Raw genomic sequence first — 13142 nt, forward strand, 5'->3', positions numbered from 1 at the left:
TCCGAGCACACGCCATCGTTGTCCGGTGGCACGCAACTCCAATTTCAGCCCGTTCGAACGTCAACATGAAGTCCCCTGGTACTGCCTCTGCCACGCTCAATTGCGACGCTGGCGAATGCGTCGAGCTTGTCGCTACGGCAACGCTGCCCACTCGCTACGGCACGTTCACTTCCCACGCGTTTCGCGTCAAAGACAGCGCCAACGAGCATCTCGCGCTGGTGATGGGCGATGTGTCGGCCGAGGGCGGCACGCTGCCGCCGTTGGTACGTCTGCACTCGGAATGTCTGACGGGAGACGTCTTCGGCTCCTATCGCTGCGATTGCGGCGAGCAGCTGGACGTCGGTATGCGCAAGATCGCCGAAGAAGGGCGCGGTGTGATGCTGTATCTGCGAGGCCATGAGGGGCGCGGCATCGGCCTGAGCAACAAGATTCGTGCGTATCTGCTGCAAGAGCAGGGGCGCGACACGGTCGAAGCCAACCTCGATCTCGGCCTGCCCGACGACGCGCGCGAATACGACTCCGCCGCCGCCATCCTGCGCATTCTCGGTGTGGGTTCGGTGCGCCTCATGAGCAACAACCCGAAGAAGTTCGACACGCTTATCAAGCACGGCATCCCCGTGAGCGAGCGTGTGGCGCTCGACATTCCGGTGCGCGAAGAGAACGAACGCTACATCCGCACCAAGCAGGTCAAGTTCGGACACTACTTCGAAGAGAACGAGTGATCGTCGGCCAGTCTCTCAGCGAGACTGTCGGCGGCGCTCCGCCAAGATGAGCGTCAGGTACACCAGACCGGCAGCCATGCTGGTCTGTCCGCTGTAGTTCACCAGACCGAATCCCCATCCCTGATGCATGACCGTTGCGCCGAGCGCCACGGCCAGTGCCGTCCATCCGACGATCCGGCCATTGCGCGTGCGCGCCGGTGAAACGGTCTTGAAGCGCGCTTCCTGCTGACGCTCCGTCGACATCGCCAGCGCCGCAAAGCCTGCGAGGCAGAGCGCGAAAGTGACGAAATGACTCATGCGCGGTCCTCGTTCAACGGGGCATTGATTGCCGGACTGGCCGTCGTGTGCGCCGGTGCAGTGGCGCGCGTGGGCTTCGTCTTCGGCTTGTGACGGGAGGTGCGAACTGCGAGCCACGCATGCAGCGCCGCGAAGGCCCAGAGCATCAGATCCACGCCTGCGTAGACCCAGTCGCCGGTCGTGAGGCTATGCCAGAGTCCGCGCGACGTCGTGACGGCGTTAAGCACCGGTAGCAGCGCGAGCACGGCGGCGCCGAACCACAGCAATTCCACCCACGCACGTTTGGCCGGGCGCACCAGCGCGTACAACAGCGTCGCCGCCCATACCCAATAGAAAACGTCGACTTCGGTAGCACTGCGTCTGAGCGCATCCGCCGGAATCAGGCGGTTGCCCCAGAGGAACGCCGTCATGGCAATCGAGAGCCCCGCAATCGCTGCGATGTTCAGACGCTCGACCACATGAAAGCCGAAATGGGGACGTGCCGGATCGGGCAGCTTGCCGCGACGCTTGACCGTCCACATCACCAACCCTGATCCGACCATCGCCGTGCCGCCGAGACTGACGAGGAAGTACAGCCAGCGCAGATGCAGATCGCTGAAGCGTCCGAGGTGCAGGGCGTACATCACGCCACGCGTTTCAGCCGCCGGGCCGACACCGTCGTGAACGTCGATCAGCTTGCCGGTCGTGCCGTCGAACAGCAGGTACTGCGGGCTCATCGAGACACGCGTGCTTTCGCCGCGTGTGACCGCCACACGAGCAGCGGCATCGCCCGCATGGGTGACGGTCACGCGGCCGACGTCGTTCGCGCCCCAGCGGGCCTGAGCTTCGCGCACCATCGGGGCGAGCGGCGCAAGCGGGGCTTTCTCGCCGGAGGCCTTGCCCGGTGGCGGGAATGCGCTGAGCTGCGCGTTGAGTTGCGCGCGGTCCATCGGTGTCTTGATCGCCGTTTGCGCGCCCCACGGCATGTACATCGCCATCAAGGTGACGAGGCCGGTGTAGGTGATCATCAGATGGAAAGGCAGGCCGAAGACCGATAACGCGTTGTGTGCGTCGAGCCACGAGCGCTGCCCCTTGCCCCATCGGAAGGTGAAGAAGTCGATGAAGATTTTCTTGTGCGTGATCACGCCGCTGACGATCGCCACCAGCATGAACATCGCGCAGAAACCCGCGAGCCAGCGTCCCCACAGGACGGGCAGCGGGTGGAACTGGAAGTGGAATCGGTAGAAGAAGTCGCCGCCGAGGGTTTCGCGCGCTTTGAGCGTCTGACCGGTCGAGGGATCGAACGTCGCTTCTTCGAAGGTGCGGCGCGGGGCGTTCGTGTCACCTTTGGCAGCGCCTTTGGGCGCAGGCGGATTGCGCCAGAAGACGCCCGCGACCGGATTGCGCTCGGTGGGCAGATAAATGCTCCACTGCGGGCTGCCCGCAGCGAGCGTCACGAGTTGATTGCCGACGTTCTGTGCGACCACGGCCGGATCGGGCAACGACTGCTGATGCGGCACCTCGGGGCGCATCCATTGCGACAGTTCGTCCTTGAAGTAACTCACGGTGCCGGTGAGGAACATGGCGTACAGCAGCCAGCCGACGAGCAGGCCGGACCACGTATGCAGATCCGACATCGTCTGGCGGATGCCGCGTGCCTGCGGCCTCGTTTTCGGTGTGGGCGTGGACGTCATGCCGCACCTCCCATTGCAAGGCTCGTCATGTGACCGGACGCCACCGCCCACGCGGCCAGCGCGAGCGGTGCGGCAACGATCAGCAGACCGGCCCAGGCGCGCCACGCACTGCGCACAGCGAACACCCAGACGACCGCACCGGCATAGATGGCGAAGCTCGCCAACTCGCCGGTGATGACCGCCTGGGCCTTGTTCATCGGCAGTGCGAGTACGGCAACGCTTGCGAGGGCAGCCACGGCATAACCGCCGCCGATGGCCGCCACGATGCGTGAGATGAGCGCCCCGATGTTGACGATGCGTTCAGAGAGTCCAGCGTTGCCGACCTTGTCGGTCGGGGCGCGACGAGCCTGAGCCATGATGCGTGTCGCTTACTTGTTGGGCGTGGCGGCCGGGCCAGCCGGGAGCGGTTCGATGCCATCGGCTTGCATGACGGTCGTCGTCGTCACATAGCTCACGCCCTGATAGCGCTCGGCACCCTTGGCACCCGGGCGCTCACCCGGCGTCATGTCCTTGTGACTGACTTCGGCGACATACACACCCTTCCACGGCATATCGAACGTCACGAGTCCCTGTTCGTTCGTATGCGCTTCCTTCGCCCAGCCCGACTGCGTGACGAGCGAGACCTTCGTCTTGGGCAGCGGCTTGCCCTGGAAGAACAACTGGAACTCGCCCTGCTTGCCTGCGGGCACGAGGTCGAGCGTCAGTTGCGGCTTCTGCTTCGAGAAGTCGGTCGCCAGACGCGCCGCAGGGCGGTACCAGTTCGTGACTTCCTGACCATCGCGCTTGAACGTGAAGAGCGGGTATTTCGCTTCTTCGGCGATCAACGATTCACCGGCGGTCGCCTTGAACGGGAGCGCGAAGCCGTTGGCCGTCTTGGTCGCGGCGGCCGTCTTCTCGCCCTGTGCCGAGCTGAGCGTGCCGGTGGGGGCGACGAACTTGTCGAGCAGGCCCGGCGACGCTTCACGCAGGTTCTCGCCGAATTCGCCGAAGCGGATCACGGCGTTCTGACCGGCAGGCTGCTCGATCCAGATCTGGTGTGCTTGCGCAGCACCTGCGAAGGCGATGAGGGCACCGGCGGTGAGCTTGACCAACTGGGGCAGTCGCGTCGTACGGTGGTTGACAGTCGTCTTCATTGCGGTCTCCTTGGAGAGGTGGCGGAACGGATGGAATCGGTGGAGGCGCATCGGCATTTCGTTCGTCATCAGAAGTCGATTTGCGCGGAGAGCAGGAACGTGCGTGGTGCAGCCACGGTGGCGTAGGTGCCGCTCATCAACCAGTAGTTCGAGTTGAAGAGGTTCTCGATGTTGGCGCGGAACACGACCGACTTGCCTGCGACATGCGTGCGATAACGTGCGCCGATGTCGTAGCGTGTCCACGCGGGCAATTCGAGCGTGTTGGCAGCGTTGAAGTACATGCGCGACGTATTGATGATGCGGCCGTTGAGCGAGAGTCCCGGCACCCACGGCGTATCCCAGTCGACGCCAAGGTTGAACGCGCGCTTGGGCACGCCGTTCGCATCGTTGCCGTCGTTGGTGCCGCCGGCGGTCTTGGTGAGCTTGGCGTCGTAGAACGTGGCGCTGGCCATCAGGCGCAGACCCTTGACCACTTCGCCGTACGCCGACAGTTCGATGCCGCGATTACGCTGTTCGCCGTCGAAGCTGTAGAGGTTGGTCGACGGATCGGTCACGGCGTTCGGGCGCTGCACCTGGAACACCGACACCGTCGTCGTCACCGGACCCCAGTCGGTCTTCACACCGGCTTCGTACTGCTTCGATTTGTACGGCGGGAACACTTGTCCGGCGTTGACGGTGCCGACGGGCGCGGTGCTGCCACGAGACAGACCCGAGGTGAAGTTCGCGTACACCGACACGTTCTGGAGCGGCTTGACGACGATGCCCGCGAGCGGCGAGACGGCGCTCTGGTTGTAGGTTCCGGTCAGCGCGCCGGTGGCGGTGCTGTAGTTGTCGAGCGCAACGCGCTGGTGACGCAGACCGCCGGTGAGCAGCACTCGGTCGTTGAAGAACGAGAGGGTGTCGGTTACGGCGATACTTGTCAATGCCGATTCCGACGCCTTCTTGGCTTCGGTGCGCGCCGCGCTGATACCGGGCAGCGGCGACGGGTTGTAGATGTTCGAGGCGACCGACGTCGAGCCAGGCACATAGGCATTGCCCGAGTCCTGTTCCAGACGCGATGCCTGCACCGTCACTGTGTGACCGACGTCGAACGTCTTGAAGTTCACACGCGCGCCTACTTCGCCCGTGCGCGAGCGCGTGTACGAGTCGTAATACGAATTCATGACGGTGAAGTTGCCGAGCGCATCGGCGGGGCCGCTCGGGAACGTCTGATAGGCCGTGGCGTAGTGATAGCCCACGGCACCCCACACCGTCACGTTGCGCAGCACGTCGTATTCGAGGCGCGTGGTCACGGCCGAGTCATGCAGATGCAGCTCGCTGCCGGGGTAGAAGTTGCGGTAGCCCGAGGGGGCGTCCGGAATCTTCTTGACGGAGGACTGGAAGCCGATCTGCGGACGGAAGTTGTCGTCGCCTTCGTGTTGCGTGTAGGCGTCGAGCGTCCAGCGTAGCCGTTGCGTGGTGTAGTCGAGGCCGACCGAGCCGAAGCCGATGCTCTGCTTGCCGTTGTCGAGCGTGGTGTTGCCGTCACGGAACACGCCGTTCAGACGCACGCCCCATTCCTGGTTCTCGCCGAAGCGACGACCCACGTCGGCTTCGACGCCGAGTTGCGATTTGCTCTGGAAGGTGGTCGTCAGGCGCGTGATCGGCTCGCTCGTGGCGCGCTTGGTCACCACGTTGATCGCGCCGCCGATACTGCCGCTCGGGCCGATGCCGTTCATCAGCGTGCCCGGTCCCTTGAGGACTTCGATGCGCTCGACGATGGCCGCAGGCACCCGGCTTGCGGACGCCATGCCGTACAGACCGTTCAGCCCTACGTCGCTGCTGGAGACGGTGTAGCCGCGAATCTGGAAGTCCTCGCCGAAGCCGCCGCTGGAAGTCAGCATGCGCACCGACGATTCGTTGACGACGACGTCGGCTAGCGTGCGCGCCTGCTGGTCGCGCACCATCTGCCCGGTGTAGTTCATCGTGCTGAACGGCACGTCCATGGCATCGGCCGAGCCGAGCATGCCGAGGCTGCCGCCGCGCGCGATCTGGCCGCCCGCGTAGGCCGGTTGCAGACCGTTGTCGTACGTGGCGGTGACGTGGGTCGTGGGCAGGGCGACTGCGTCGTCCGTGCTCGCGGCGCCGCTTGCAGGCGTGATCAGAAAGCTGCCATTCGATTGCGGGACGACTTCCACTCCTGTGCCTGCGACGAGGGCGTCGAGGCCATTACGCGGCGTGTAGGTGCCCTTGAGGCCGTTGCTGTGACGCCCGGCTGTGACTTCGGGCTTGAACGACAGCATGATGCCCGCGTCGCGACCGAAGCGGCTCAGTGCGTCTTCGAGCGAGCCTGCGGGAATGTCGAAGGCGCGCGCGCCCGGTGCGGCTGCGTTCTGGGCCTGTGCTGCGAGCGGCGTGAGGACGACTGCAAGGACCGCGCCCGTGGGGGCGGCAACGGCTGCGCCAAGGGCGATGCGGCCCAGTGCGCAGGCCATCCGCGTGCGGCGATGGACCCAATTTGGTTGGCTGGGGCGCTGTTGCTGCCCACGGACGTGACCCATGATCTGACCTTTCGTGTGGAAGTAGAGCGGTGGTGCTCGACTTCCATGACCCGCGAAAAACAGAAACGGATCACCTTTTTCAAAAAATTTGTTGAGCCGCCTTAATGAGGCTTGAGTGCGGCTGGATTCGGTCGCGCTGTCCTTGCTTCAGGCCGGGACGAGCCGGATTTCCCGGGTGCCCCAGAAGCGGGTGACCGCCTCGGTGCGCACCGCGAGCGTGGTGCCGAGTGTGTCGAGAACCTTGCCGACGTCGTCGAGCGGAAACGTGCCCGACACGCGCAAGTTGGCCACGCTGGCGTCGCACGAGAGAGATGCGTTGCTGTATCGCGCCAACTCGGCTACGAAATCGGCAAGGCGCATGCTGCGCGCAACGATGAAGCCTTCGGCCCACGTCGCGTCGTCCGTGGGCATTTCTGTGGCTTCGGAGATGCTGTCCGTTGTGTAGCGCGCATGGTGCCCGGCCTGCACGATCAGCGACTTGTCGGATGTGGCGCGCGGACGAATCTCCACGGCGCCCTTGAATACGCTGACATGCGTGCCGTCGTCGAACTGACGTACGGTGTAACGCGTACCGAGCGCGCGTGCCGTGCCCTGCGAGGTTTCGATAAGGAACGGGCGCGGCGGCACATGGTTGTCAGGCGCGGTCGTGACCAGCACTTCGCCGCCGATCAGCCTGACGCGACGTTCGTCGTCGTGATAGACGATGTCGATGGCGCTATCGGTGTTGAGCACGAGTTGTGTGCCGTCATCCAGTTGCAACTTGCGACGCTCGCCCACGGCGGTGTGCACGTCAGCCGACCAGTGCTGCCACGGCGACGAATGCAAGACACTCCATGTCCCCGCGCCAGCGAAGAGCAGCACCGCCAGCGACTTCACTGCGCGGCGGCGCTGAGGTGAGGCGGGCGGCGCCAGCGCGGCCTGTGCGACGCCCGCTTCCACGGGCGCGGCGAGCGGTGCGAGCTTGCCTTTGACGGACTCGATGCGTAGCCACGCACTTTCGTGATCGGGGTGCGCGTTGCGCCATGCGTGCCAGTCGGCGACGGTCTGCGGCGAGACGTCGTCGCCTTGCAACTCAATGAGCCACTCGATTGCGCGCTCGGCCACGTCAGCCGGTAGATTGGCGGCGTCGGTGGTGGCGTCGTACCAGCTCGAGCGAATGGCAGGCATGGCGATGTCGGGTTGTCGGGACGGCCGTGTTCGACGTGTCGGCATCAGTCGAGAAACGACAAGTCGGCGAAATAGCAGCGCTGCAAGGCTTTCGCGAGATAACGCTTGACCGTCGGAATCGAGATGCCGAGCGTGGCCGCGATCTGGGCGTGCGTTTGTCCGTCGAGCTGCGAATACAGAAACGCCTGCCGCACCATGGTCGGCAGGCCGTCCAGGAGTCGATCCAGTTCCAGCAGCGTCTCAAGCATGATGGCGCGCGTTTCGGGCGACCATTCGACGTCGCGCGGCACTTGCGCGAGCGCTTCGAGATACGCGCGTTCGAGCTTCTGACGTCGCCAGTGATTCGAGACGAGATTCTGTGCAACCGTCGTGAGATACGCGCGGGGTTCGTCGAACGAGGCGGGGACCCGCTCGCTGCCGAGCAATCGTACGAAGGTGTCGTGCGCGATGTCGGCCGCTTGTTCGGCACTGCCCAGACGTCGATGCAACCAGCCCTTCAACCAGGAATGGTGATGGCTGTACAACATCTCGACGGTAGAGGGGAGGGTGCCCGGGGTTTGCATGATCCAGCCTGATGCTCGGTCTACTCACGACGCTCAGGACCGGCGCGAACGCCGACAACGGTCATGCAGCAGGTGAGACAAATGCCAATAATTTGTTAATGATAATCATTATTAATAACGTATGGGAAATATCCCTGTCAATCGGAAGTGCTTTTGGCGTAGACGATACGTTGGAGTGCCGAATTCGGGGCATCGTCGCTCAGGGCCGTGGGGTGGGCGTGAGCGGTCAGTGCAGGTGTTGTATTAAGGAGAATTCCGAAGATGTTTGCGATGCAGCATTTAATGCTTGACGCTCCAAATTGGCCTCAGTTACCATCCGCCCTGTCTTCAGTTTAAGGGGTTAGTCCGTGAATTCCGATGCCAGTAGTCCTCGATCTTTGATCGATTGATTGCCTGAGGATCCACAGCCTTCCCTGTGCCGCGTCCTCATGCAGGATGCGGTGTCTCGCGCCACTTGAACGCTCGCCCTGAGCGTATGTTTCCGGCGTCATTCCCGCAAAAGTTTCCACTGTCGTGCCTGTGATGGGCGCTGTCGTCTTGCGCATGCGTTTTGTGCCGTGCGTTGCGACGATGCGTTCTCGCGAGCCGGCCGTTCGTGCCGCGCGCTCACATGCGGTACGGACACTTCGCAGCCATGCGAGGAAATCATGCGAGCTTTTCAAACCTTCCAGGCTTTCCAGAGCCAACCGACGCGCACCACACCGGTGTCGCATCTGACCATCGTTTGCCTGGCCGAGGCCCTCGGGGCCTTGCGCAAGCAGATGTTCATCGATCTCACCGCGCTCGGCCTGCGCGCCACGCACGTCAGCATTACCCGCTGGAGCGACCGCGACGAGGCGTCTGCCACCGTCACGCTCGACTGCCCGCAAGGTTCGCGCGCTTCGCTCACGTCGCTCGTCATGCGGCTGTCGGGCGAGCGCAGCGTGCGCCGCGTGTTCTGGTCCGACGACGCCTCGCGTCGCGCGGCCACCACGGGCATGCCCGCGCACGCCTAGTGCCGCGCGGCTGACCGATTCGACCCATCACTGCCGGATGACGCAACGCGCGTTTTCCTGCGTATCGAATCAACGAACCTAAGGAGTCCGAAATGGAAGACGGAAGTAGTCGAATGTGGCCCGTCGGGACCGTACCTTTGACGTATGGCTTCCCGGCGGGCGACCCGATGCCAGAACCCCATACACGTATTTTTGCTTTCACCGACCGCGCGCTGCGCGGCGCGGCTGGGTGCGTTCGCGCTTTTTTCCGGAGAGCTGATCTTCGGTAGCGACTGACGAGACCGGCCGGCCGCCTCGCCCATCAGGGCAAGCGTCAGTTGCGCCAGGAAATCGTCATGACAAATAACCACCGCTCCCGCCATAAGCAGCGCGGCTTCGTCGACAACGCCACAGCGTCCGACCTGCCGCTCTCGGGCCCCGAAGTCGTCGCACGTCTCGCGACCGAACCGCTGCACCAGGTCCTGCACACGCTCGGCACCGATGTCAGCGGCCTGCCGCTGGCCGACGTCGGCCAGCGCCAGACGCGCTACGGGCCCAACGAGATCGCCCACGACAAGCCGCCGCACTGGACGCGCCAGCTCGTCAGTGCCTTCAACAATCCGTTTGTCTTCGTGTTGCTCGCGCTCGTCACGATCAGCTTCTTTACCGACGTCTACTTCGCCGATCCGGGCGATCAGGATTACAAGGGCATCATCATCCTGTCGACGATGGTGACGATCAGCGGCCTGCTGCGCTTCTTCTCCGAGTTCCGGTCGCTTCAGGCGGCCGAAAAGCTCAAGGCGATGGTGCGCACCACCGCCAGCGTGCGCCGCCGTTTGTCGGCGTCGGGCAAGTCTGAGCGTCACGAGGTCGCCATGCGCGAGTTGGTCGTGGGCGACATCGTGACGCTTCAGGCAGGGGACATGATCCCGGCCGATCTGCGTCTGATCGAATCGCGCGACCTGTTCATCAGTCAGGCGGTGCTCACCGGCGAGGCGCTGCCCGTCGAGAAGTACGACACGCTGGGTGCTGTCGCACAGAAATCGGCGTCCATCGCAGCGGGCGAGGGCAATGCGAACCTGCTCGATCTGTCCAACGTCTGCTTCATGGGGACGAACGTCGTGAGCGGCACGGCCGTGGGCGTGGTCGTCGCGACCGGTGGCGACACGTATTTCGGCGCGCTGGCAAAGAATGTCGTCAGCCACAAGCGCGTGGAGACGAGCTTCGACCGTGGCGTGAACAGCGTGAGCTGGCTGCTGATCCGCTTCATGCTGGTGATGGTGCCGATCGTCTTCATGATCAACGGCCTCACCAAGGGCGACTGGGTCAGCGCTTTGACGTTTGCGCTGGCTGTGGCTGTGGGGCTGACGCCTGAAATGCTGCCGATGATCGTGAGCGCCAACCTCGCACGCGGCGCATTGGCGATGTCGCGCCGCAAGGTGGTGGTCAAGCGCCTGAACTCGGTGCAGAACTTCGGTGCGATGGACGTGCTGTGCACCGACAAGACCGGCACGCTCACGCAGGACCGCATCATTCTCGAACAGCATCTGGATGTGGCGGGCGACGAGCAGGAAGACGTGCTGCGTCTGGGCTGGCTCAACAGCTATCACCAGAGCGGCCAGCGCAATCTGATCGACGTGGCGATTATCCGTCGCGCCAATGAGATCGGCGAGTCGGTGCAGCCGCGCGCGTTTGCCAAGATCGATGAACTGCCGTTCGATTTCGTGCGTCGCCGCCTGTCCGTCGTGGTCGCGAACGATCGCGGTGAGCATCAGATGATCACGAAGGGTGCCGTCGAAGAAATGCTGTCCGTCGCCACGCACGTGAAGACCCCGCAGGGTGTGCGTGCGCTCGACAACACGGCTCGCGCCATGCTGATTGCGCGCGCCGAGGCTTACAACGAGGACGGCTTCCGCGTGCTGGTCGTGGCCACCCGCGACATTCCGGCGGGCGAGGCGAAGACGCAGTACAAGACGTCCGACGAACGTGAGCTGACGGTGTGCGGCTTCCTCACCTTCCTCGATCCGCCCAAGGATTCCGCCGCCCCGGCGATTGCCGCACTGCGCGAGCATGGCGTGACGGTCAAGGTGCTCACGGGCGACAACCCTATCGTCACGATCAAGGTGTGCCGTCAGGTCGGACTGGAACCGGGCACGCCGCTGCTCGGCGCCGACATCGAGCCGATGGACGACGCCACGCTGCGCGAAGTCGTGGGCCGCACGACCGTGTTCGCCAAGCTCGCCCCGCTGCACAAGGCGCGTGTGGTCAAGGCGTTGCAGGCCAACGGCCACACGGTGGGCTTCCTCGGCGACGGCATCAACGACGCTCCTGCGCTGCGCGATGCCGACGTGGGCATCTCGGTGGACACCGGTGCGGATATCGCCAAGGAGACTGCCGACATCATCCTGCTTGAAAAGAGCCTGATGGTGCTCGAAGCGGGCGTGATCAAGGGGCGCGAGACGTTCGGCAACATCCTCAAGTACTTGAACATGACGGCCAGCTCGAACTTCGGCAACGTGTTCTCCGTGCTGGTGGCGAGCGCGTTTCTGCCGTGGGAGCCGATGCTGGCGATGCAGTTGCTCATCCAGAACCTGATCTACGACATCTCGCAGATGTTCCTGCCGTGGGACCGCATGGATCCGGAGTTCCTGAAGAAGCCGCGCAAGTGGGACGCCAGCAACATCCGCCGCTTCATGCTGTGGATCGGGCCGACCTCTTCGGTGTTCGACATCACGACCTATGCGCTGATGTGGACGGTCTTCGGTGCGGGTGCGCTGTATCACGCTCATGGCGGCGACGCCGGTCAGGTCATCATGAATTCAGGCTGGTTCATCGAAGGGCTCGTCTCGCAGACGCTGGTCGTGCACTTGCTGCGCACGCAGAAGATTCCGTTCCTGCAAAGCACGCCGGCGCTGCCGATCATGCTCTCGACGTCCGTCGCCATCGCGATCGCTTGCTGGCTGCCGTACTCGCCGTTCGCCGGGGCGCTCGGCTTCGTCAGCCTGCCGTTCTCGTACTTCTACTGGCTCGTGGCAACGATGCTTGGGTACATCGCGCTGGCGCAAATGGTGAAGACGGTCTATATCCGCCGCTTCGGCCGCTGGTTCTGATTCATGAGCGAAGTCTGAAAGCTCGCCTCACACATTGCAGTTGCAATGCCACCCGCCCCGCTGGGGCGGGGGCACTGCCCCCACACACTTTCGTCCTGGCGCGTGCGTTGGCGTGCGGCCCGGGACGGCACACGAAAAAAGAGAACGACTCATGAAGAAGCAACTGATGTATCTCGCGCTGTTCTGCCCGCTCAGCGCGTTCGCAGCACACCCGTTGACCTCCGACGACACGGGCACGCAGGGTGACGGCAACTGGCAGTTCGAGACGAACGGCGAAGTCACGTCGAAGCAGGAGGACATCGGCCGTCAGACGCTTTGGAACAGCACGCTTACGCGCGGTTTCGGCGAAGCGCTCGATCTGTACGTCAATGTGCCTTACACGAATATCCAGAACCGCTCCGAGAGCGCAGGCAGCGGCGTTGGCGACGTGGAGACGGGCGCCAAGTGGCGCATGTACGACGACGGCGCGTTCAGCATCGGCCTCAAGCCGTACCTGACCTTTCCGTCCGGCAACGATCAGCGCGGGCTGGGGACGGGCCGGGTCAATGCCGGAGCGACGCTGCTCGCGCAGTATCAGATCGACGACTGGACCTTCCTGGCCAACGCCGGCGGCGCCTATCAGGCGAACCGTCAGGGGCAGCGGCAGGGGGTGTGGAAGGCGTCGGCAGCGGTGTTGTATCGCGTGTTGCCGTCGACGCAACTGATTCTGGACGTGGGCACGTCGCAAAACCCCGATTTTGCGCAGAAGACGAACCCGGCTTTCATGATTCTCGGGGCCATCTACAGCCCGACATCGTGGATGGATCTTGACGTCGGCTATCGGCGCGGTCTGAACCCGCAAACCTACGACTATTCGTGGATGGGCGGGCTGACGATGCGCTGGTAAGCGTTTGATGGTAAGTCCTTATCGCGAAAAGAAAATTCTCGCGCCGTACGCGCTCGAGCGTTCTGCAAAAAATCGGG

The 13142-nt window shown here is 63.7% G+C and carries 11 protein-coding genes; 4 read left to right on the top strand and 7 right to left on the bottom strand.

The window, feature by feature from the left end; all coding sequences use genetic code 11:
- Nucleotides 1–65: 65 nt before the first annotated feature.
- Entirely contained in the window at nucleotides 66–722 is a 657-nt protein-coding gene (gene ribA / locus PCO31010_RS13075; protein ID WP_150664669.1) for a GTP cyclohydrolase II, read from the top strand.
- Nucleotides 723–737: 15 nt separating this feature from the next.
- On the opposite strand, the gene PCO31010_RS13080 is transcribed toward ribA, so the two are convergent.
- From PCO31010_RS13080 to PCO31010_RS13110, 7 genes are all read right to left on the bottom strand, one after another.
- Nucleotides 738–1019: a DUF3325 domain-containing protein gene (locus PCO31010_RS13080; protein ID WP_150664670.1), complete on the bottom strand. Its 282-nt coding sequence runs from the start codon at nucleotides 1017–1019 to the stop codon at nucleotides 738–740.
- Complete coding sequence (locus PCO31010_RS13085; RefSeq protein WP_150664671.1) at nucleotides 1016–2692, bottom strand: PepSY-associated TM helix domain-containing protein; 1677 nt, start codon at nucleotides 2690–2692, stop codon at nucleotides 1016–1018. Before PCO31010_RS13085 ends, PCO31010_RS13080 begins: the two co-directional genes overlap by 4 nt.
- Nucleotides 2689–3048 (bottom strand): DUF3649 domain-containing protein, encoded by a 360-nt coding sequence (locus PCO31010_RS13090; RefSeq protein ID WP_150664672.1) that lies wholly within the window; start codon nucleotides 3046–3048, stop codon nucleotides 2689–2691. The genes PCO31010_RS13085 and PCO31010_RS13090 overlap by 4 nt, the downstream gene beginning before the upstream one ends.
- A gap of 12 nt (nucleotides 3049–3060) precedes the next feature.
- Entirely contained in the window at nucleotides 3061–3825 is a 765-nt protein-coding gene (locus tag PCO31010_RS13095) for a DUF4198 domain-containing protein (protein WP_150664673.1), read from the bottom strand.
- Nucleotides 3826–3893: 68 nt separating this feature from the next.
- Nucleotides 3894–6299, bottom strand: a complete 2406-nt coding sequence (locus tag PCO31010_RS13100) for a TonB-dependent receptor (RefSeq protein WP_246184596.1) — start codon at nucleotides 6297–6299, stop codon at nucleotides 3894–3896.
- A 213-nt stretch (nucleotides 6300–6512) separates the two neighbouring features.
- Nucleotides 6513–7532 carry a FecR domain-containing protein gene (locus PCO31010_RS13105; RefSeq protein ID WP_174984706.1) on the bottom strand — a complete coding sequence of 340 codons (1020 nt, stop codon included), beginning with the start codon at nucleotides 7530–7532 and terminating at the stop codon, nucleotides 6513–6515.
- Between the two features lie 44 nt (nucleotides 7533–7576).
- Nucleotides 7577–8095 (bottom strand): sigma-70 family RNA polymerase sigma factor, encoded by a 519-nt coding sequence (locus PCO31010_RS13110; RefSeq protein WP_150664675.1) that lies wholly within the window; start codon nucleotides 8093–8095, stop codon nucleotides 7577–7579.
- Between the two features lie 647 nt (nucleotides 8096–8742).
- On the opposite strand from PCO31010_RS13110, the gene PCO31010_RS13115 reads away from it, so the two are divergent.
- From PCO31010_RS13115 to PCO31010_RS13125, 3 genes are all read left to right on the top strand, one after another.
- Entirely contained in the window at nucleotides 8743–9090 is a 348-nt protein-coding gene (locus tag PCO31010_RS13115) for a hypothetical protein (RefSeq protein ID WP_150576584.1), read from the top strand.
- 335 nt (nucleotides 9091–9425) lie between these two features.
- Nucleotides 9426–12179, top strand: a complete 2754-nt coding sequence (mgtA, locus tag PCO31010_RS13120; RefSeq protein WP_150664676.1) for a magnesium-translocating P-type ATPase — start codon at nucleotides 9426–9428, stop codon at nucleotides 12177–12179.
- A 151-nt stretch (nucleotides 12180–12330) separates the two neighbouring features.
- Complete coding sequence (locus PCO31010_RS13125; RefSeq protein WP_150664677.1) at nucleotides 12331–13065, top strand: transporter; 735 nt, start codon at nucleotides 12331–12333, stop codon at nucleotides 13063–13065.
- The last annotated feature ends 77 nt before the right edge of the window (nucleotides 13066–13142 follow it).

This window comes from Pandoraea commovens, from assembly GCF_902459615.1.
Lineage (GTDB): Bacteria > Pseudomonadota > Gammaproteobacteria > Burkholderiales > Burkholderiaceae > Pandoraea > Pandoraea commovens.

Coding starts and splice junctions, on each gene's coding strand:
- ribA (WP_150664669.1), top strand. CDS start 66: ATGAAGTCCCCTGGTACTGCCTCTGCCACGCTCAATTGCGACGCTGGC.
- PCO31010_RS13080 (WP_150664670.1), bottom strand. CDS start 1,019: ATGAGTCATTTCGTCACTTTCGCGCTCTGCCTCGCAGGCTTTGCGGCG.
- PCO31010_RS13085 (WP_150664671.1), bottom strand. CDS start 2,692: ATGACGTCCACGCCCACACCGAAAACGAGGCCGCAGGCACGCGGCATC.
- PCO31010_RS13090 (WP_150664672.1), bottom strand. CDS start 3,048: ATGGCTCAGGCTCGTCGCGCCCCGACCGACAAGGTCGGCAACGCTGGA.
- PCO31010_RS13095 (WP_150664673.1), bottom strand. CDS start 3,825: ATGAAGACGACTGTCAACCACCGTACGACGCGACTGCCCCAGTTGGTC.
- PCO31010_RS13100 (WP_246184596.1), bottom strand. CDS start 6,299: ATGGCCTGCGCACTGGGCCGCATCGCCCTTGGCGCAGCCGTTGCCGCC.
- PCO31010_RS13105 (WP_174984706.1), bottom strand. CDS start 7,532: ATGCCTGCCATTCGCTCGAGCTGGTACGACGCCACCACCGACGCCGCC.
- PCO31010_RS13110 (WP_150664675.1), bottom strand. CDS start 8,095: ATGCAAACCCCGGGCACCCTCCCCTCTACCGTCGAGATGTTGTACAGC.
- PCO31010_RS13115 (WP_150576584.1), top strand. CDS start 8,743: ATGCGAGCTTTTCAAACCTTCCAGGCTTTCCAGAGCCAACCGACGCGC.
- mgtA (WP_150664676.1), top strand. CDS start 9,426: ATGACAAATAACCACCGCTCCCGCCATAAGCAGCGCGGCTTCGTCGAC.
- PCO31010_RS13125 (WP_150664677.1), top strand. CDS start 12,331: ATGAAGAAGCAACTGATGTATCTCGCGCTGTTCTGCCCGCTCAGCGCG.